Genomic DNA, 19,995 nt, shown 5'->3' on the forward strand with positions numbered 1-19,995 from the left:
GCCTTTCCTTCAATATGTGCTTGGCGTAGATCCGTCCCTCGCTCTGATAGCTGGGCTGCCAGCCCATGGTCCACGGGAAGTTCTGCGGATCGTTCCACTTGGTGGCACCGGTCTGAATGAACAGCTGCGGTACCTTCTTCACGTTCATGTATTTCTGAATCGCACCGTTGGATGCCGTGCCGAGAGAGGCGAAGATCAGCAGGACCTCGTCGCCTTCGACCAGCTTGCGCGCCTGCTCGACCGTCTTCGGCGGACTGTAACTGTCGTCGTAGGAGATGAAGTTAATCTTGCGGCCGTTGATGCCGCCCTCGGCGTTGATCTTGCGGAAATAGGCCGCTTGGGCCCGGCCGCTGGTGCCGTAGGCGGATGCCGGCCCGCTATAGGGCATGATGTTGCCGATCTTGATTTCAGTATCGGTTGCGCCGGTGTCGTATTTCTTCTGGGCAAATGCGCTGCCAGCACAGACAGCGAGAATGGTGATGGCGGTCGAAAGCGCCGCCATTCGTCGAGCGACGAAAGACATCTCGTTTCTCCCCATGCGGAAAAATGAATGCGTGTTTTATCGGAGGCCGCTTTTCGGGTCCTTGCCGGCAGTGAACACCCGAGCCCAGGCGTTGTCGATCCCGGAAACACAACCTTGTATGCGGTTTGCATCACGTCATCAGGTTCGTCAGCGTTGCTGACCGTAGTCTTCCGGGCTTCCTGCGGTCAGGCCGCGCGCATCGATCGCTGCGCGCGATAGGCCTGCGGCGATGTCAGCGTGAGCTTGCGGAAGGCTTTTCGAAAGCTGCTCTCGTCCTCATAGCCGGTGGCGCGAGCGATCGCCTTGATCGGCTGCGCCGTGGTCTCCAGCAGCGTGCGGGCGTGCTCGACGCGGCGGCGCATGATGAAGGCCTGCGGCGGCTCGTGGGTCAGTTCGCGGAAGCGGCGGTTCAGCGTGCGCTCGCTGAGGCCGAGCGCGTGTGCGAGGCCGCGCACCGTGATCGGGGTCTTGCCGGTGCGGCGCACCAGCATGTCCGCCTTGATCAGCAGCGGATCCTGGCCGAGCATGTAGCCGAGCGGCATGAAGATCGCCTGGGTGCGCTGCGCGGTGTCGATCACCGCATAGTCGGCGCAAATTTTTGCGACCTCCGCGCCTTCGACAAGCTCGATCAGCCGCAGCAGGAGATCGACCCACGACATCGGGCCGGCTGCGCAGACCAGGCGATCGGCCTGCGTGATCACGGCATCGCCGGCGAGATCGACCTTGGGATGGCGGCGGCGAAGCTCGCTCTGCAGCCACCAGGTGATGGTGGCGCGGCGGCCGTCGAGCAGGCCGGCATTGGCGAGCAGCAGCACGCCGCTGCAGAACGCGCCGATCAAGCGGCCGCTGGCATGCTGCCGGCGCAGCCAGGCGCCGGCACGGTCATATTGCGATTGCAGGCGCTCGGCGGTGAGATGATCGACCAGGCTGCCCGGCACGATGATCGCGTCGCACGCCGTCCGCCCGCCCACCGCACCATCGACGGCGAGCAACTTGCCGCCGCCGGCGCGCACCGCCTTGCCGTCGAGCGAAAGCGTCTGCCAGCTGAAGCGCGCCTTGCCGCCGCGCAGCTGCATCACGTGGTTGGCGAGGGTGAGGATGTCGGCGATGCCGGCGACCGCCGATTGCATGCAGCCTTCCAGCGCGAGGATCGCAAGCTTCATGGGACCTCCGGAATTTGCCGTCATGCTAGCCGATCAGCGCAATCGGGTGGTGGCAGATATTGCCCGATCTCTGTCCGATCGGCCACTGCCTGATTGTGCCGTGCCGGTCCATCTTCGCTGCGTTGTCACACCCTCAGCAATGGAGAGAGACCATGCCTTACGTCACCATTTCCACCGTCCGCGGCATCTTCGATGTCGCGCAGAAGCAGGCGCTGCTGGAGCGCGTCACCGATCTCATGGTCGAGATCGAGGGGCAGGGCAACCCGGACTTCCGCCGCAACGTCTGGGTTAAGATCGAGGAGGGCGATCCGGCGAGCTGGTCGCTCGGCGGGATGATCCCGACGCCCGACATGATCGCGGGCAAATTCGGCGCGCTCGACGCCGGCGGACGGCGGCTCGCCAAGGCGAAGGTGTAACCGCCCTTCGTAGGATGGGTAGAGCGAAGCGAAACCCATAGCGCCGGCGCAAGCCTCGAGATGTTGGGTTTCGCTTCGCTCTAGCCATCCTACGGATCGCGCGCGACGGCGACACCACGCAAAACAAAAGGCGCTTCCGGTGGAAGCGCCTTTCGCATTTCGTCGGTGCCGTAAAACTTACAGCGAGTAGTACATCTCGAATTCGACCGGGTGCGGGGTCATTTCGAAACGCGCGACCTCGGTCATCTTCAGCTCGATATAGGCGTCGATGAAGTCGTCGTCGAACACGCCGCCGTTCTTGAGGAATGCGCGATCCTTGTCGAGGCTCTCGAGCGCCTCGCGGAGCGAGCCGCAGACGGTCGGGATCTGCTTCAGCTCTTCCTTCGGCAGATCGTAGAGGTCCTTGTCCATCGCCGGACCCGGATCGATCTTGTTCTTGATGCCGTCGAGGCCGGCCATCAGCATCGCGGCGAAGCCGAGATAGGGGTTGGCCATCGGGTCGGGGAAACGCACCTCGACGCGCTTGGCCTTCGGGTTCGCCGTGTAGGGGATGCGGCAGGCCGCCGAGCGGTTCCGCGCGGAATAGGCGAGCAGCACGGGGGCTTCATAGCCCGGGACCAGACGTTTGTAGGAGTTGGTCGACGGGTTGGTGAAGGCGTTGATCGCCTTGGCGTGCTTGATGACGCCGCCGATGTAGTGCAGGCAGGTCTCCGACAGGTCGGCGTATTTGTTGCCGGCGAAGGTCGGCTTGCCGTCCTTCCAGATCGACTGATGCACATGCATGCCAGAGCCGTTGTCGCCGTAGACCGGCTTCGGCATGAAGGTGGCGGTCTTGCCGTAGATGTGGGCGACCTGGTGGATGCAGTACTTGTAGATCTGCATATGGTCGGCCATCAGCGTCAGGGTGTCGAACTTCATGCCGAGCTCGTGCTGGGCCGAGGCCACCTCGTGGTGGTGCTTCTCGACCTTGACGCCCATCTTGGCCATTGCGCCGAGCATCTCCGAGCGCATGTCCTGCACCGAGTCCTGCGGCGGCACCGGGAAGTAGCCGGCCTTGGTGCGGATGCGGTGGCCGAGGTTGCCGCCCTCATATTCGGTCGCCGAGTTGATCGGCAGCTCGGAGGAGTCGAGGCGGAAGCCGGTGTTGTAGGGCTCGGCCGAATAGCGCACGTCGTCGAACACGAAGAACTCGGCCTCGGGACCGACGAACACGGTGTCGCCCACGCCCATCGACTTCACCATCGCCTCGGCCTTCTTGGCGATGCCGCGGGGATCGCGGTTGTAGGGCTCGCCGGTGGTCGGCTCGAGCACGTCGCAGGTGATGACCATAGTGGTCTCGGCGAAGAACGGGTCGATCGTCGCGGTGACCGGGTCGGGCATCAGGCACATGTCGGATTCATTGATCGCCTTCCAGCCGGCGATCGACGAACCGTCGAACATCGTTCCCTCGGCGAAGATGTCATCGTCGATCATGCTGACGTCGAAGGTGACGTGCTGCCACTTGCCGCGCGGATCGGTGAAGCGCAGGTCGACGTATTTGACGTCGTTGTCCTTGATCGATTTCAGGACGTCTTTGGCGGTCTTCATGAATACCCCTTATGGATGTGCGGGTCGGTTTCCAGCGGAGAGCGACGTTATTCCCGCTTTTGGCGAGTTCGTGTGACTGCACAAACGAAATCAGGCTGCCGAAGCAGCCTTTTTTCTCTTTTGCCGTCAGAAATTCCGGATAGCACCGCCCTTAAATAGCGTCCAGCCCGGATTCGCCGGTCCGGATGCGGATGGCTTCCTCGATGTTGGAGACGAAGATCTTGCCGTCGCCGATCCGGCCGGTCTGCGCCGCGCGGCGGATCGCGTCGATCGCCTTCTCGACCAGGTCGTCGCCGATCACGATCTCGATCTTCACCTTGGGCAGGAAGTCGACGATGTATTCCGCACCGCGATAGAGTTCGGCATGGCCCTTCTGGCGGCCAAATCCCTTGGCCTCGGTGACGGTGATGCCTTGCAGTCCGACTTCCTGGAGCGCTTCTTTCACCTCGTCGAGCTTGAAGGGCTTGATGATGGCTTCAATCTTCTTCACTGAGCGCCTCCCGGGCATTGCAGATTGCAGGGTCGAATTCGATGCGCGTGGGGCGCAGTCTGGTTGGTCTTAAGGCTTCCGGCCGGTGGCCGGAAACACGCGCAATGGTCGCATGGAGCGGCCTTGCGCGCGGCTTCCTCAAAAGCAGGGTCTATGCCAAGTTGTTAAGGTCCCCGATTTCGGAATGTTATCAGCCTTTTAACAGGCAATCGGCTGATATCGAACCACATGGGCTATGATATCCAAGCCTAACAAATAGGCAAATAGATCAATCCGTATGCAGTCGGCCAGTAGAAACCCCGCGAACGTCACAGGAATTGCCTCTCGAAAAGGCGAAGCGATTGAGGATTCGGCATGGACGTTCTGACCACCACCGAGATGGAACGCGCCGACCGGCTGACCATCGCAGCCGGAACGCCGGGCTTCGCGCTGATGATGAGCGCTGGCCAGGCCGTCGCGGAAGCCGCGATGGACCTGGTCGAGGAGGGGCCGATCGTGGTGGTCACCGGCCGCGGCAACAATGGCGGCGACGGCTTCGTTGCGGCCGCAGAGCTTGCCGCGCGCGGCCGCGAGGTCTCGGTGATCCTGCTCTGCGAGCGCGACAGCCTGCAGGGCGACGCGGCGCTGGCGGCGAAGGGTTGGAAATATCCGGTGCTGCCGTTCAACCCGCAGGCGCTCGGCAAGCCGGCGCTGATCATCGACGCGCTGTTCGGTGCCGGCCTCAACCGGCCGGTGAAGGGCGATCCGCTGGAGATGATCGCGGCCATCAATGCCAACGGTACGCCGGTGCTGGCGGTCGACCTGCCGAGCGGCATCAACGGCACATCGGGCGCCGTGATGGGCGCGGCCGTGCAGGCGACCGAGACCGTCACCTTCTTCCGCAAGAAGCCCGCGCATCTGTTGCTGCCGGGCCGGATGTATTGCGGCCGGGTGCGCGTTGCCGACATCGGCATCGCCGCGCAGGTGCTCGACGAGATCAAGCCGCTGACCGCGGAGAACTTGCCGGAGGCCTGGCGCTGGTCGTTTCCGGTGCCGCGGATCGACGGCCACAAATACGCGCGCGGGCATGCTGTCGTGGTCTCGGGCGATCTCGCCTCGACCGGGGCGGCACGGCTCGCGGCGCGCGCGGCCTTGCGCGCCGGCGCCGGCCTCGTGACGCTGGCCTCGCCGCGCGATGCGCTTGCCGTCAATGCCGCCGCGCTGACCGCGGTGATGGTGCGCGCGGTCGACAACCCGATCCAGTTCGCCGAGCTGCTCGACGACAAGCGCCTCAATGCCTGCGTGATCGGTCCCGGCGCCGGGGTCAGCGCGCGCACTCGTGACTTCGTCCATACCGTGCTGTCGGCGCAGCGGCATCTGGTGCTCGACGCCGACGCGCTGACCAGCTTTGCCGGCGCGCCGGACCGGCTGTTCGAGACGATCAAGGCACGCGACGGGCAGCAGGTGGTGCTGACGCCGCATGAGGGCGAGTTTCCGCGGCTGTTCAGCGATATCTCCAACAAGCATCCCGGCCGTTCCAAGCTCGAGCGCGTGCGCGCGGCGGCCGAGCGCTCCGGCGCGGTGGTCTTGCTGAAAGGCGCCGACACGGTGATCGCGTCTCCCGACGGCCGCGCCACCGTCGCCGCCAACGCGCCCCCGTGGCTCGCCACCGCCGGCGCCGGCGACGTGCTGTCAGGCATCATCGCGGGTTTCCTGGCGCAGGGTGTCGCGGCCTTCGAGGCGGCCAGCATCGCCGTCTGGATGCACGGCGAGAGCGCGAGCGAGGCGGGCCCCGGCCTGATCGCGGAAGATCTCACCGAAGTGCTGCCCGCCGTGTTCCGCCGCCTCTATGACGAATTCGGGATTGAGTATTAGGCGGCTCGCGCTGGCCGACATGGACGCCGCCGCGCGCGTGCATCGCACCGCGTTCGATCAGGCGCTGCCGTGGCTCGCCGGCCTGCACACGCCCGACGAAGATCGCTGGTTCTACCGCGAGCGGATGTTTGCGACCTGCACGCTATGGGGGGCGTTCGACGGCGCGGCGATGCGGGGCGTGATTGCGTTTCATGACGACTGGATCGAGCAGCTCTATGTGCTGCCGGACGCGCAGGGCCGCGGCATCGGCAGCGCGCTGCTCGAGATCGCAAGGCAAGACGCGGACCGGCTGCAGCTCTGGACGTTTCAACGCAACGCCCGCGCGCGCCGCTTCTACGAGACGCGCGGTTTTGTCGCGGTTGAGGAGACCGACGGCAGCGGCAACGAGGAGAGGGAGCCGGGCGTGCGCTATCGCTGGACGCGCGGGTCGGCGGGTGAGTGATATTGACCGGAATTGCTGACCGCGGCAGGCCCGGGGATAGGACCGGGCTCGCGGCAAGGCGAAATATCGTCTGGCTATCCGCCACCTTTTGAGCACTTAATGCCTGTATCGACCAGCGAATGTACCCTTGAGCCTTGAGGTTTTGTGGTACGGACCGGAGCAACATGACGAGTCCCTGCCGCGTCCTCATGATCTATCCGAAGTTCGTTCCGGATTCTTTCTGGAACTATACGGAGGCTTGCGAACTCGTCGGCGCGAAGTATCCGGCGGCGCCACTCGGACTGATCACCGTGGCCGCCATGCTGCCGAAGCACTGGGAGATTCGCCTCGTCAACCGTAACACCGAGCCTTCGACCGACGCGGACCTCGATTGGGCCGATCTCGTCATGATCGGCGGTATGCTCAACCAGCAGCCTGATTTTCTCCACCTGATCGATCTCGCCCACCGGCACGGCAAACCGGTATGCGTCGGCGGGCCCGACGTCTCCTCCAGCCCGCACCTCTACGCGGATGCGGACTTCCAGGTGATCGGCGAGGCCGAGCACATCATCGAGGAATTCATCGCCGCTTGGGAACGCGGTGAGCGCAAGGGCGTGTTCACCGCCGAGAAATTCAAGATCGACGTCACGCTAAGCCCGATGCCCCGCTACGATCTGATCAAGTTCGAGCATTATCTCTTCATTGGCGTGCAGTATTCGCGCGGCTGCCCGTTTACCTGCGAGTTCTGCGACATTATCGAGCTGTACGGGCGCGTGCCGCGTACCAAAACCCCCGATCAGATTCTCGCCGAGCTGCAAGCGCTCTACGATCATGGTTATCGAGGGCATGTCGATTTCGTCGACGACAATTTCATCGGCAACAAGAAAAACCTCCGAGTCTTGCTGCCGCGGCTCAAAGCCTGGCTGGAAGAGCGGGACTATCCGTTCGAATTCTCGACCGAAGCCTCGATCAATATCGCTGATGACAGCGAACTGTTGCAGGCAATGAAGGACGCCAACTTCTTCGGCATTTTCGTCGGCATTGAGAGTCCGGATCCTGAGACCCTCGTGCAGATGAAGAAAAAGCAGAACACCAGGCGCAACATCGCCGAGAGCGTTCACAAGATCTATGACTATGGCATGTTCGTCACCGCGGGTTTCATCGTCGGGTTCGATACCGAGAAAGTCTCGATGGCACAGGCGATGATCGACTTCATCGAGGAGGCGAGCATTCCAGTCTGCATGGTTGGACTGCTCTATGCGCTGCCTGGCACACAGCTGACGCGGCGGCTGGCCCAGGAAGGCCGACTGCACGAGGGCCATGATCTCATGAAGGTCGAGCAGGCGGGCGACCAATGCACGCTGGGCTGCAATTTCGACACCAAGCGTCCGCTTCGTGACATCCTCACGGATTACAAGGCTGTGCTCGGGCACGTGTACAGCCCGACGGAATATGCAGGACGGCTGTCGCGGCTTGCCGCCATGCTCGACCGGTCGGACCGGCGCCGCGACCTGCCGGATGGCGACATGCGCAAGAGACTTGGCGGCATCGAAGGCGTACACAAGATCATAAGTGCCCTGCCGGAGGTTCGCGAGCCGTTCTGGAAGGTCTTCGTCGAGGTCGCCAAGTCCAATCCAGGCGCGCTGCGCTACATCGTGATGCTGATGGCGCTGTACTTGCACTTCGGGCCGTTCTCGAAATACGTGATCGGTGTGATTGAACGCCGGATTGCCGAGTTGGACGGTACACCTCCAGTGAAGGCCAGGGCGCTTGTGCAATGAGTTCATCTAGTCTGCCGTTTGATGGACGGCAAAGTTCGCCACAGCTTCGGTTCTGATTGAATCAGGACCGAAGTTGTGGCTTCTGTTCGAGCGGCTGACGCCACTCAGGCAACGTCGGTGGAGAGCGAAACGCCCTCCACGCGTCGAATTCGGCCCGCAGCAGTTTGATTTTGTCCTCGACCAGCCGCACGGCACCGCTGCCGAGCAGCAGATGCGCTGGTGGATCAGCTTCAGCATCGCCTGCGCGGCCTTTTTTGGGATCGCCAACCTGCCGGCCACTCATTTCCATGCGGCGCTTGCGGATCGGATCGATGACAGCGTCATAGTCCGCGATCGACGTTATGTTTTTGCCCAAGGCGAACTGGGGATTGCCGGACCTTTCGCATGAGCGTGATCGGCATTGATCGGCTGAACTGAACAACTCGTTAGATATTTGCGTTTCCGCGATCGGTTCGACTGACCTATAGGATCGGCATCCTTGTCACTTGCGCGGAACAGTCAGATGATCGCACCGAGCAGCCAGCTCTCTACCGCCGCACGGACCGCCGGCGCGCTTCACCACGACGTCGACCCCGCGTCCTATCGCGCGGCGATGCGCCACCACGCCGGCGCGGTGACGATCCTGTCGGCGGGCGGACCGGGCGACAGAACCGGCATGACGGCGACGTCGGTCTGTTCGCTGTCGGACACACCGCCGCGGCTGATCGCGTGCGTCAACCGTTCGGCGAGCGCGCATGGCCTGATCCGGCGCACCGCCGCGTTCGGCGTCAACATGCTGCACGCCGACCAAGCCGAGCTGGCCAACGTGTTCGCCGGCCGCCGCGGCATCGAGCGGGACGATCGGTTTTCCGACGCCGACGGCTGGCTGTCGCTTGCGACCGGCGCGCCGATCCTTAAGGGTGCGCTGATCGGGCTCGACTGCGAGCTGATCGACGAGCATGCGCACGACACGCATTCGATCTTCGTCGGCGCGGTCCGCGCGATGCATCTACGTGAGGGGGAGACGCCGCTGATCTATTTTGGCGGCGCGTTCTGCGGGGTGGCCCGGCAGACCTAAGGGCGCGGCTTGAGGAATTTGTGAATCACTGATGTCAGCGCGCCGGCGGCCGGCGAGAACGATTGTCCGCGCAGCGAGACGATGCAGACCGTGCGCTCCAGCGTCGGATTGACGATCGGCAGCGCCTGCATCGTCTTCCTGATCGGCCGCGGCAAGGCGACCTTCGGCAGGATGCCGACGCCGAGGCCGGCGCCGGCCAGCGCGGCCAGCGTGTAGCTGTGCTCGACCTCGAACTTGATCTTCATCTGCAGATTGCGCGTGGCGAGCGCGCGCTCCAGCATCGAGCGCAGCGCCGCCGATTTTGAGTTGAGCAGGATCGGGTAGGCGGACAGCTCGGTCAGGTCGACCGCGCTGCGCTTGCGAAACGGAAACGCCTTGGTCGCCAGCGCATAGATCGGGTCGTTGAACAGCGGCGCAAACTGAAACTCGGTCGAGCCGTCCATCTCCGGCCCGATGCCGAAATCCGCCTCGCGGCGGCGCAGGCAGTCCAGCATGTCCTCGGCCGCAAGCTCGCGCAGATTGATGTTGATGCCGGGATAGCTCGCCTGGAAGGCATGCAGCGCCTGCGGCAGGATGGTCGCGGCAATGGTCGGAACGCAGGCCAGCGACAGCGTGCCGCGCTGGATGTCGATGACCTCGCGGATCTCGCGCAGGCCGTTCTCCCATTCGCCGAGCGCACGCCGCGCGTGCGTCAGCAATTGCAGTCCCTCGGCGGTCAACTCGACGCGCCGCGTGGTGCGATGAAACAGGGCGGCGCCGACCTGGTCCTCCAGCAGCTTGATCTGCATGCTGACCGCGGATTGCGAGCGATTGAGCTGCTCGGAGGCCTGGCGAAAGCTCTTGTTCTCGGCGACCGCGATGAACATGTGCAGCAGCTTGAAATTGATCTGCGACATCGTTTTGCCCTGCAGGGGATCGTCCCGAAGAACTGAACAGTTCTTAAGATAATCTCGTTGGAAAGATCAGTGCCGGACATCTAGCATGGTTGTGTTGGCCGCGGGAGACGATCCTGCGGCGCGATGCAGAAAAGATGCTTCATGTCCTTCACCGTCACCAAGCCGCGCACCCGCCGCGTCCAGCGTTCCGAACTCGCGGTTCCCGCGACCTCGACCCATTTCTTCGAACGCGCCGCGAGTAGCGCCGCCGATTTCATCTTCCTCGATCTGGAGGACGCGGTTGCGCCGCCGCGAAAACCCGAGGCGCGCGAGATCGCGATCGAGGCGCTGAACCGGATCGACTGGGGCAACAAGACGCTGGCGGTGCGGATCAACGGCCTCGACACTGAGTGGGCGCATCGCGACATCATCGAGATCGCCAGCCGCGTGCCGCGCCTCGACATCGTCATGGTGCCGAAGGTCGGCACCGCATTCGACGTCCGTTTCGTCGATGCGCTGCTGACGGGGCTCGAGCGAGAGTTCCCGCGCGCAAGGCCGCTGGGCATCGAGATCCTGATCGAGACCACGCTTGGCCTTGCCAATGTCGAGGACATCGTGCAGGCGTCGGAGCGTTTGGAGGCTGTGATCTTCGGCATCGGCGATTACTCGATCGACCTGCGCACCTGCGGCGAGATCATCGGCGCCTCCGATCCGCGCTATGCCGTGCTCACCGATGCGGACGAGGGCGGCGCGCGCCGCGTGCACTGGAACGACCAATGGCACTTCGCGCTCGCCCGGATTGCCAATGCCTGCCGCGCCCACGGCCTGCGTGCGATCGACGGCCCCTATGCCAATTTCGGCGATGCCGCGGGCTTTCGCGCCAGTGCGGCGCGGGCGGCCGCGCTCGGCTTCGAGGGCAAATGGGCGATCCATCCCTCGCAGCTCGAGACCGCCAACGAGGTGTTCTCGCCGACCGCGCGCGAGATCGGCTGGGCGCGCGAGATCACGGCCAAGATTCAATCCGCCAGCGCCGGCGGCGACGGCGCCTTCGGGCAGGACGGGGTGCTGATCGATCTTGCGGTGCTCAAGCGCGCGCAGGCGATCATCGACCGCCATGACGCAATTCAGGCGGCGGGCAGGGCAGGAGCGCGCGATGTCGCATGAACCACCGCTTGCCGGAATTCGCGTGCTCGATATCGCGACCTTCGTGGCGGCGCCGTTCTGCGGGACGGTGCTGTCGGACTTCGGCGCCGAGGTGATCAAGATCGAGCAGCCGCGCGTCGGCGATCCCCTGCGCCGGTTCGGAACGCCGAGCGACTGCGGCGACACCTATGTCTGGCTCAGCGAAGCCCGCAACAAGAAGTCGGTGACGCTCGACCTGCGCAGCGAGCGTGGCGCCGCGCTGTTTCGCGAGCTGGTCCGCCAATCCGACGTGGTGCTGGAGAACTTCCGGCCGGGCACGCTGGAGAAATGGGGGCTCGGCTTCGAGGCGCTGCGCGAGATCAACCCAAAACTCGTGATGCTGCGCATCAGCGCCTATGGGCAGGACGGCCCGCTGCGCGACAAGCCCGGCTTTGCCCGGATCGCGCACGGCTTCAGCGGCCTCGCCTATCTTGCCGGCGAGGCGGGACGGGCGCCGGTGATGCCGGGATCGACCTCGCTCGCCGATTATATTTCCGGGCTTTGGGGCGCGCTCGGCGTGCTGCTGGCGCTGCGCCATGCCGGAGCCACCGGACACGGGCAGGTGGTCGATATCGGGCTCTATGAATCGGTGTTTCGGCTGCTTGATGAAATGGCGACCGTGTTCGCCAAGACCGGCTTCGTCCGCGAACGCCTCGGCGCCGACACGGTCAATGTCGTGCCGCACAGCCATTACCAGACCGCCGACGGCAAATGGGTGGCGCTGGCCTGTTCGAGCGACAAGATGTTCGAACGCCTGGCGCAGGCGATGCGGCGGCCGGATCTCGCGACCGACCCGCGCTATGCGGCCATGGGCGGCCGCCTGGTGCGGCGCGAGGAGGTCAACGGGATGGTCGCCGACTGGATCGGCTCCATGCCGCTGGAGACGGCGCTTGCCGAGTGCGAGCGCTACGACGTGCCCTGCGGGCCGATCTACAGCATCAGTGACATCTTCGCCGACCCGCAGTACCGCGCCCGCGGCAACATCGCCGAGGTGCCCTCGCGCGCCGGGCCGATCGCGGTGCCGAGTGCAATCCCCAAGATGTCGCGCACGCCGCCCCAGTTCCGGCACGCCGGCGTCGCGCTTGGCGCGCACACCGACGAAGTCCTGACCTCACTTGCCGGCGCAACCGCGGCGGCGCTCGCCGCGCTGCGCAGCGACGGGGTGATCTGACATGAACCAATTCTCCCGCGGCCACTAAGGAACCACGCCATGACCAGGCAAATGAAATTGATCGGCTTCCTGCAGGCCCAGAATTGCTCGAACTATCCCGCCTCCTGGCGCCATCCGGACTCGAAGCCGAACTGGTTCTCGCGCGACTATTATCAGGAGATCGGGCGCACGCTGGAGCATGGCAAGTTTCATCTCGCCTTCTTCGACGACCGGCTCGCGATCCCCGATCGCTTCGGCGACGATTTTCGCGAGACCATCCGCCACGGCGTGCGCGCGGCGAAGCTCGATCCGGTCTCGGTCGCGCTCACGATGGGATTGGCGACCGAGCGGCTCGGCATCGGCGTGACCTATTCGACCACCTATTACGAGCCGTTCCACGTCGCGCGGGTGTTCGCAACGATGGACCTGCTGCTGAACGGCCGCGCGGCCTGGAACGTGGTGACCTCGCTGAACGACTCCGAGGCGGCGAATTTCGGTGCCTCGCAGCATCTCAGCCACGATCTGCGCTACGACCGCGCCGACGAGTTCATGGAGGTCGTGCTCGGCCACTGGAACAGCTGGGAGGACGGCGCCGTCAGCTTCGACCGCGAGAGCGGGCTGTTCGCCGACCCGGCCAAGGTGCACCGGCTTGACCATCACGGGCATTTCTTCCGCTCGCGCGGCCCGTTCACGGTGCCGCGCTCGCCGCAGGGCCATCCGGTGATCATCCAGGCCGGCCAGAGCGGCCGCGGCAAGACTTTCGCGGCGCGCTGGGGCGAACTGATCTTCGTGATCTATCCCAATCTCGACCTTGCGAAGAAGCAATATGCCGACCTCAAGGGAACGCTGGCCAAGACGGGCAGGGACATCAGCATCGCGCCGGCGGTCTATCCTGTCGTCGCCGAGACCCAGGCCGAGGCCGAGGATAAGTTCGCGGCGATCAGCCGGCTCGCCAAGCCGATCGACGCGCTGACGCTGTTGTCGGAGGTGCTGAACTACGATTTCGCGGCCAAGCCGATGGACGAACCGTTCACGTCGGACGAGCTGGCTTCGATCAGCGGATTGCAGGCAATCCGCGACCGCGTGGTGAATCTCAGCGGCAAGCCCAATCCGACGCCGCGGGACTTCGTGCAGTTCAGCGGGCGCGGGACACTCGCCGAACTGCCGACCTTCGTCGGCTCGCCCAAGGCGGTCGCCGATCAGATGGAGCGCTGGTTCTGCGAAGGCGGCTGCGACGGCTTTGTCGTCGCCGCCACCCATGTGCCCGGCACCTACCAGGACTTCGTGCGCCTCGTGGTGCCCGAGCTGCAACGCCGCGGCCTGTTCCAGCGCGAGTATCAGGGTGACACGTTGCGCGAGAATCTCGGCCTGCCGCGGCCGCAAGCCGCGCATGCAAGCGCAGACGAGGAGGCGCGCGTCTCGACCGGATAGCCCCGGCACAAAAATCGGCGCAGACAACGATCAGAACAAAATCAAAATCAGGGAGGCTGAAGTGACCAAGGGCGTTAACGCGGGGGGCCGGCTCGATAGATTGCCGATCGCCGGATTTCACTACCGGATATTCGCGCTGATCGGAGCCGGACTGTTCGTAGACGGCTTCGAGATCTTCCTCGCCGGCAGCATTCTCGGCGCACTGGTTCAATCCGGCTATTCGGACCTTGCCCAGAATGCGCGCTTCATCTCGGCGACCTTTGTCGGGATGCTGATCGGCGCCTGGCTGGCGGGCGTCGCCGGCGACCGCTTCGGCCGCAAGTTCGCTTACCAGGCCAATCTCCTGATCTTCGGCCTCAGCGCGCTGGCGGCAACGCTCGCGCCGTCGATGAACTGGCTGATCGGGGCCCGCTTCGTGATGGGCCTCGGGCTCGGCGCCGAGATCGTCGTCGGCTATGTCGTGCTCAGCGAATTCATCCCGCCGCAGCAGCGGGGCCGCTGGGGCGCGGCGCTCGCGACCTGCACCAATGGTGCGCTGTTCGTCGCGACGCTGGTCGGCTGGGTCGTCATTCCGCATCTCGGCTGGCGCTGGATGTTCGCGTTGTGCGGCATCGGCGCGATGATCGTCTGGTTCCTGCGGCGCTCGCTGCCGGAATCGCCGCGCTGGCTCGAGACGCAGGGCAAGAGCGCCGAGGCGGAGGCGGTGCTGGCGGCGATCGAGCAGGAGGTCGGCAAGGGCAAGACCCTGCCGACCCCGGCCTATCAGCCGGCCCCGGTGCAGCCGGATGTTCGCTTCACGCGCCTGTTCTCGCGCGCGTTGATCGCGCGGACCATCGTCGGCTGTCTGATCCTGATCGGGCTCAACACCGCGGTCTACGGCTTCATCGCCTGGATCCCGACCTTCTTCGTCAAGCAGGGCATCAACCTGTCGTCATCGCTCGGCTACACCATGCTGATGACGCTCGGCAGCCCGCTCGGCACGCTGTCGGGCATGTGGATCGGCGAGAAGATCGACCGCAAGCCGTCGCTGATCGTGCTGTCGCTCGCGGCGGCGGGGCTCGGGCTGATCTATCCGATGTTCATCAACCCGGTCGCCTTCGTCGTGATCGGCTTTCTCTTGGTCTTCACGGTGGCGGTGATGCTGGCGCTGGCCTGGGGGCTCTACATCCCCGAACTGTTCCCGACCGAACTCAGGATGCGCGGATCCGGCATCTGCAACACCGCCGGTCGCCTGATGTCGATCGTGACGCCGTTCATCGTGGTCGAGCTGTTCACAAGGTTCGGTGTCACCGGCGTCGTCTCTGTGGTGGCCGGGCTCCTTGTGGTGCAGGCGATCGCGGTCGCGGTGCTCGGCATCGAGACCCGCAAGCGTCCGCTGGAGGCGTTGCGGCCGGAGGCGATGGACGGCGAAGCGTCATCCGCGGAGATGCGCGGCAAGCTGCAACCAAGCCCCGGCGGGATCGCCGCCGGCGGCGAGTAGCGGAACGAAGCGCGCGATGTCCGCGTGATCAACGCATGCGGACATCCGGGCCTCGTCCGTCTTACGATACTTTTGGTGGACGCGTCGAAAGATGCGGGCTAAACGCGCGGGGTATTCCCTCGGCACCGTGAATCTCGCTCGTGAGTGGCAGGCAGAACAATTTCCTCGCTCAGGCGCTGCAACAAGGCGCCTTGGCGTTGCGGGCGCAGCAGTTTGCTCAGGCCGAGCAGATTGCGACGAACGTCCTGAAATCGAACCGCACGGACAGACACGCCGCGCTTCTTCTGGCGCATGCCCTGATGGGGCAGAACCGGGGCGGCGAGGCGATCGCCGCGCTCGAGCGGGTTGCGCGTCGCGCCGACGATGGAGAGGTCGAGACTTTGCTCGGCGCGCTGCTGTGCGGCGCGGGCCGCGTCACCGACGGCATCGCACAGCTTCGGCGCACGGCGGCACGCCGCCCGCCATATTTTCCGTCCTTTCAGGAACTCGCCGGGCAGCTTGCCAAGGCCGGTCAACACGACGAGGCGATCAGCACGATCGAGGCCGGTCTCGCGCTGGCCCCTGAGAGCGTCGACCTGAAGCTCGCTCTCGGGCGCCTGTTGCAGGAGACCAATGACGTCGCGCGGGCTGCAAGCGTCCTGACGGCGGCATGTGATGCTGCGCCGGGACGCCCCGACGTTCTCAACCAGCTCGGGCGGGTCCTGATCCTCGTTGGCGACTACGCCGCAGCCGCGGATGCGTTCCGCCGCGTGCTCGCGCAATACCCGGATGATCGCTCGACTCGCGCCCACCTCGCCACGTGCCTTTTCGAGCAGGGTGAGCGCGATGCTGCCGAGGCAGCGCTGCGCTCGGTGACGCGCGGTCAGCCCCAGCTGTTTGGACGCGCGGTATTCGTCATGGCCTCGGGATCTCACGGCCGCTTCTTCTTCTCCCAGAGCGCCGCTGCGAAGTTCCTCGGCGGGGCGTGAGATTGAGCGCGGCGGATGGCATTCCGCCGTGCCTTACGCCCTGAAGTTTCTCCGGTAGAGGTTCGGCTGCCGTCGGAGCTCGGTGCGGAGTTCGCCGACCCGCTTGGCGTCTTCCGCGGTGAACGGCGATGCCTGCGCGGTCCAGTCGTCTCGCTTGACCGGAATGCATTGCGCGATCGGAGTACCCTTGGGCAGGACGCCTCTGAAATTCCTGTCGTGCCAGTACGCCGGAAAGTGCACCCAATTGTCGGCATAGAGGTCGGAATTGACCAGGCCGCTGAGTGTGGTGAATGGCAGGTCGAAGCGGTTGACGGGATGGGTGAAGTAGATCGCGTAGCCTTCCGGGGCTTCGACGGTCCACAAATTGTGGAATTTGAGAAAGAAGCGGCCCTCTTCAAACAACGGGGTACCGGTGACCTGACTCGGGTCGTGGAAGCCGATCGGTGAGCGTGGGAATTCCGGCGTGCCTCCCGGCGGCAAATCCTGGTCCCAGGTGATTTCGCCGTCCTCGACCTTGAGGTCGCAAACCAGCGGCAGCAAGAACCCGCAGGTCATCGCATCCACGAACGGCGGGCAGCGCTTGATGGTGTCTTCGTCGTGCAGGTTGATCGAAGAGAAGGCCGTCGCCGGCATGGCCTTGAGCCAGTCGGGAACGCCCTGCGCCGCCGGTATGGGGGCCGGTATCAGTCCGTCGAGCTCCGTCGGGCAACGGAATTTGAGCGTCAGCTTGCTATTGGTCGACATTGGGCGCTCCGATGTCCGATCGACCTACATGAAAGCGTCGCAAAGGTGAAGCGTGCGCTCGGCAGCCAGGATCGCCGCTAGACGAGATACTTCGCGACCGCCGGCTCGTTCCATTCGATCCCGAACCCGGGGCCGCGGGCGGTCACTGCGCCGTCGACGATTTCGGCGGGCCTTGTGAGGATGGAGCCGGCGAAGTCGAGGAATTCGAGCCAGTGCGCGGTCGGTGTCACCGCGAGCAGATGCGCGCTGACCTCCGCGAACAGATGGCTCGACATCGGGATCGACGCGGCGTCGGCTTGTCCCGCGACTTGCATCCAGCCGGTGACGCCGCCGACCTTCATCACGTCGGGCATGATGAAGTCGGATGCGCCGGCCGCGATCGCCTCGGCGAAGCCGCGCGGAAACCACCAGTTCTCGCCGGCCTGGATCGGCGTCGGCGAGGTCTCGCGGACTTTTGCGTGGCCGGACAGGCTCTCCTGCGGCACCGGCTCCTCGATCCAGTGCAAATCGTAGGGCGCAAGGCGGGCGATGCGGCGGGTCGCTTCCGCCGGATCGAGCGACTGGTTGAAGTCGATCATCAACGCGATGTCGGGGCCGAGCAGGGCACGCACGCCCTTCACGACGCGCTCGTCATTGGCGGCGTCGCCATCGCCGCCCTTGATCTTGATGCCGCGAAAGCCCTGGTCGAGCGAACGGCGCAGCGCGCGCTCATCGGCGACGGGATCGACCACGCCGTAGCTGTCATAGGCCTTGATCGGCTTCGCCGAGCCGCCGAGCAGTTCGGCCAGCGGTCGGCCGGCGAGCTGGCCGAGCACATCCCAATAGGCCATGTCGAGTCCGGATACCGCCATGCCGACCAGGCCCTGCCAGCCGAGCAGGCGAAACTTGGCGTCCATCGCCTTCATGAGGTCGAACGGGGCGACCGGCTTGCCGATGAGCTCGCGGCCGATCTCCTCGATCAGATAGGCAAGAGGTTTAAGCGTGAGCTTGCTGTAGGCGAAGATGTAGGTGCGGCCGGTAACGCCTTGATCGGTCTCGACATCGATCAGAACCAGCGGGCCGGAATCGATCACGCCGAAGGCGTTCTTCACGGGGCGCTTGAGCGGCACCACGACGCTTCGCGCCCGAACTCCGCGGATCGCTGCAACTGTCTGGCTCATGGACGTTTCCTCTTGTTGTTATTGGACACTGTACCATCGGACCAGCCGCGGCGCGGCCCAGTCGGTCGCGACCTGCTCGACCAGATAGCGGCCGGGATATTCAGCGAGGAAGGCGATGCGCTGGGTCTGGCCCGGCTCAATCGCGAGCGTGTCGAGCCAGAACGGCTTCCAGCCGTCGTCGAGCCGGTCGAGCAGACGGAAGTGATGGCCGTGCAGATGAAAGACGCTGGCGATCGCGCCGCGGTTGGTCAGCGCCAGCACCACCGGCCGGCCGGCTTTGGCCTGAAAGGCCGGCGCGGCCGATGGCTTGAAGTCCGCCGGGCGGAACCATTCGGCGGGCGTACCGAGCGCCAGTTCGAATCTTGCGGCGCCCTTGAGATCGAGCTGGGCGGGCATGTCGTTGCCGGGCAGCGGCGGGGCCGGCGGGAACGGCGCCGGGCGGACCGGCGGGTCGTTCGAGACGGCCAGCCTGCCGACCGGGCGGGCCTGCTTGCCGTCGTGCAGCAGGATCGGAAAGCTGGTTCCGGCCGGTCCGGCCGCGTCGACGAAGACATCGGTGCGGCTGCCGGGAGCGAGGACCAGCGCACCGTTGCGGGCCGGAAACGGTTCGGCCGGCTGGCCGTCGATGGCCATCACCCGGACGTCGAGGTTCTCCAGCTTGATCGCCAATACGCTGCGTTGGCTGCCGTTGATAAAGCGAAGTCTGAGGCGGGCATTGGCCGGTGCCGAGATGTCGTATGAGGTTTTGCCGTTAATTGTATGAATCTGCGTCGAATCTTTAGGATCGTTGCCGGCCGGGATTGCGCTTCCGTCCGGCTGCAGGCGCCACTCCTCGATCAGCAAGACCTCGTCGCGATCGACTGCCACCGGCGAAGTGCCGGTCACGATCAGCGGCCGCGGCCGTGCCGGTGCCATGCCGCCATCGCCGAGCAGCGGCTCGCACAGGAAGGTGCCGGCATGCCGAAGCGGCAGCTGGAAGCTATCCTTGGCCCCGGAGGCAAGCAGCGCCCGGGAGGCCAGTGGCTCCGCGGCCGCGACGCCGTCGAGCCCGCGGCAATCCAGCGCGGCCGCGACCGGCAGTTCATTGCCAAAGGTCACGTCGAGGACCTCGCCGCGCTTGAAGCGGAGGTCGCCGCTGCCGAGTGACCAGACCGGCGTCTCCGGTCCGCCACGACCCGGTCCGTCGCCTGGGCGAAGCGAGATGCGGTCGGGTTTGGCCTGGAGCGCGACCGCGGTCCGGCCCTGCGCCAAGCCGGTGGCCGGCAGAGCGGGGCAAAGCGCCGCGGCGCCGAGGGCGGCGATCAGATTGCGCCGGCTGAGTGAAAATTCGGGAGTTGCGGGGGGACTTGCCATCCGGCCGATGCGGACCATTTTCAAGAGTACCTGTCCAGTCGCGATCGGTCGCAGGGCGGGCTCAACAGCGGCCATTTTTTTGCTGCGAACCGGTGGGCGCATGTTATAAGCCCGGCCGCCCGCGGCATCGCGGCCGGACTGGGATGCTTTTCGCGCGGGCGTGGCGGAACTGGTAGACGCGCTGGATTTAGGTTCCAGTGACGAAAGTTGTGGGGGTTCGAGTCCCTCCGCCCGCACCAAGCGCTTACAGCGTTTGCATGACGAATTCTTGGAGAACCTTTGGCCCCGATGGGGTGAGGGTTCGCCGAACCCACAGACGTTAGGCCGCAAGGCCCACCGTCGAACAGATTGAACACTGCC

19 protein-coding genes and 1 tRNA gene are annotated in these 19,995 nt (G+C 65.0%); 12 read left to right on the forward strand and 8 right to left on the reverse strand.

Annotated elements, in window-relative coordinates; all coding sequences use genetic code 11:
• Together PMN64_RS18610 and PMN64_RS18615 are read right to left on the reverse strand one after the other, a co-directional pair.
• On the reverse strand, window positions 1-502 hold a 502-nt coding region (locus PMN64_RS18610; protein ID WP_411781710.1), incomplete at its 3' end, for an ABC transporter substrate-binding protein.
• 206 nt (window positions 503-708) lie between these two features.
• Window positions 709-1,686: a GlxA family transcriptional regulator gene (locus tag PMN64_RS18615; RefSeq protein WP_411781689.1), complete on the reverse strand. Its 978-nt coding sequence runs from the start codon at window positions 1,684-1,686 to the stop codon at window positions 709-711.
• Window positions 1,687-1,838: 152 nt separating this feature from the next.
• Here PMN64_RS18615 and PMN64_RS18620 point away from each other — a divergent pair, with 152 nt between their 5' ends.
• Window positions 1,839-2,102: a tautomerase family protein gene (locus tag PMN64_RS18620; RefSeq protein ID WP_028340167.1), complete on the forward strand. Its 264-nt coding sequence runs from the start codon at window positions 1,839-1,841 to the stop codon at window positions 2,100-2,102.
• A 177-nt stretch (window positions 2,103-2,279) separates the two neighbouring features.
• On the opposite strand, the gene glnA is transcribed toward PMN64_RS18620, so the two are convergent.
• On the reverse strand, window positions 2,280-3,689 hold the full coding sequence (gene glnA / locus PMN64_RS18625) for a type I glutamate--ammonia ligase (RefSeq protein ID WP_028333940.1): 1,410 nt from the start codon (window positions 3,687-3,689) through the stop codon (window positions 2,280-2,282).
• 151 nt (window positions 3,690-3,840) lie between these two features.
• On the reverse strand, window positions 3,841-4,179 hold the full coding sequence (locus tag PMN64_RS18630; RefSeq protein WP_011441447.1) for a P-II family nitrogen regulator: 339 nt from the start codon (window positions 4,177-4,179) through the stop codon (window positions 3,841-3,843).
• A 354-nt stretch (window positions 4,180-4,533) separates the two neighbouring features.
• Here PMN64_RS18630 and PMN64_RS18635 point away from each other — a divergent pair, with 354 nt between their 5' ends.
• The 5 genes from PMN64_RS18635 to PMN64_RS18655 all read left to right on the forward strand — a co-directional run bounded on the left by PMN64_RS18635 (window position 4,534) and on the right by PMN64_RS18655 (window position 9,292).
• Entirely contained in the window at window positions 4,534-6,033 is a 1,500-nt protein-coding gene (locus PMN64_RS18635; protein WP_411781690.1) for an NAD(P)H-hydrate dehydratase, read from the forward strand.
• 19 nt (window positions 6,034-6,052) lie between these two features.
• Window positions 6,053-6,475 carry a GNAT family N-acetyltransferase gene (locus PMN64_RS18640; protein ID WP_411781711.1) on the forward strand — a complete coding sequence of 141 codons (423 nt, stop codon included), beginning with the start codon at window positions 6,053-6,055 and terminating at the stop codon, window positions 6,473-6,475.
• Between the two features lie 164 nt (window positions 6,476-6,639).
• Complete coding sequence (locus PMN64_RS18645; RefSeq protein ID WP_411781691.1) at window positions 6,640-8,235, forward strand: B12-binding domain-containing radical SAM protein; 1,596 nt, start codon at window positions 6,640-6,642, stop codon at window positions 8,233-8,235.
• A gap of 73 nt (window positions 8,236-8,308) precedes the next feature.
• Window positions 8,309-8,623 carry a hypothetical protein gene (locus PMN64_RS18650; protein WP_411781692.1) on the forward strand — a complete coding sequence of 105 codons (315 nt, stop codon included), beginning with the start codon at window positions 8,309-8,311 and terminating at the stop codon, window positions 8,621-8,623.
• 114 nt (window positions 8,624-8,737) lie between these two features.
• Window positions 8,738-9,292: a flavin reductase family protein gene (locus tag PMN64_RS18655; RefSeq protein WP_028340162.1), complete on the forward strand. Its 555-nt coding sequence runs from the start codon at window positions 8,738-8,740 to the stop codon at window positions 9,290-9,292.
• Here PMN64_RS18655 and PMN64_RS18660 read toward each other — a convergent pair.
• Entirely contained in the window at window positions 9,289-10,188 is a 900-nt protein-coding gene (locus PMN64_RS18660; RefSeq protein ID WP_028340161.1) for a LysR family transcriptional regulator, read from the reverse strand. The genes PMN64_RS18655 and PMN64_RS18660 overlap by 4 nt on opposite strands.
• A gap of 141 nt (window positions 10,189-10,329) precedes the next feature.
• Between PMN64_RS18660 and PMN64_RS18665 the strand changes: the two genes are divergently transcribed.
• The 5 genes from PMN64_RS18665 to PMN64_RS18685 all read left to right on the forward strand — a co-directional run bounded on the left by PMN64_RS18665 (window position 10,330) and on the right by PMN64_RS18685 (window position 16,378).
• Window positions 10,330-11,331, forward strand: coding sequence for an HpcH/HpaI aldolase/citrate lyase family protein (locus PMN64_RS18665; RefSeq protein WP_411781693.1), 1,002 nt, complete (start codon window positions 10,330-10,332; stop codon window positions 11,329-11,331).
• A complete protein-coding gene (locus PMN64_RS18670; protein ID WP_411781694.1) occupies window positions 11,321-12,520 on the forward strand; it encodes a CaiB/BaiF CoA transferase family protein in 1,200 nt (399 codons plus the stop codon). The genes PMN64_RS18665 and PMN64_RS18670 overlap by 11 nt, the downstream gene beginning before the upstream one ends.
• Window positions 12,521-12,559: 39 nt before the next feature.
• Entirely contained in the window at window positions 12,560-13,930 is a 1,371-nt protein-coding gene (locus tag PMN64_RS18675; protein WP_411781695.1) for an LLM class flavin-dependent oxidoreductase, read from the forward strand.
• A gap of 61 nt (window positions 13,931-13,991) precedes the next feature.
• Window positions 13,992-15,410 carry an MFS transporter gene (locus PMN64_RS18680; RefSeq protein WP_411781696.1) on the forward strand — a complete coding sequence of 473 codons (1,419 nt, stop codon included), beginning with the start codon at window positions 13,992-13,994 and terminating at the stop codon, window positions 15,408-15,410.
• A 140-nt stretch (window positions 15,411-15,550) separates the two neighbouring features.
• A complete protein-coding gene (locus PMN64_RS18685) occupies window positions 15,551-16,378 on the forward strand; it encodes a tetratricopeptide repeat protein (RefSeq protein ID WP_411781697.1) in 828 nt (275 codons plus the stop codon).
• 33 nt (window positions 16,379-16,411) lie between these two features.
• Here PMN64_RS18685 and PMN64_RS18690 read toward each other — a convergent pair whose 3' ends face one another.
• From PMN64_RS18690 to PMN64_RS18700, 3 genes are all read right to left on the reverse strand, one after another.
• On the reverse strand, window positions 16,412-17,122 hold the full coding sequence (locus PMN64_RS18690; protein WP_411781698.1) for a hypothetical protein: 711 nt from the start codon (window positions 17,120-17,122) through the stop codon (window positions 16,412-16,414).
• 77 nt (window positions 17,123-17,199) lie between these two features.
• Window positions 17,200-18,282 (reverse strand): enolase C-terminal domain-like protein, encoded by a 1,083-nt coding sequence (locus PMN64_RS18695; protein WP_411781699.1) that lies wholly within the window; start codon window positions 18,280-18,282, stop codon window positions 17,200-17,202.
• A gap of 18 nt (window positions 18,283-18,300) precedes the next feature.
• Entirely contained in the window at window positions 18,301-19,635 is a 1,335-nt protein-coding gene (locus PMN64_RS18700; protein WP_411781700.1) for a multicopper oxidase family protein, read from the reverse strand.
• 154 nt (window positions 19,636-19,789) lie between these two features.
• Here PMN64_RS18700 and PMN64_RS18705 point away from each other — a divergent pair.
• A tRNA-Leu gene (locus PMN64_RS18705) sits at window positions 19,790-19,874 on the forward strand.
• The last annotated feature ends 121 nt before the right edge of the window (window positions 19,875-19,995 follow it).

This window comes from Bradyrhizobium sp. UFLA01-814 (genome assembly GCF_046718885.1).
Taxonomy (GTDB): domain Bacteria; phylum Pseudomonadota; class Alphaproteobacteria; order Rhizobiales; family Xanthobacteraceae; genus Bradyrhizobium; species Bradyrhizobium elkanii.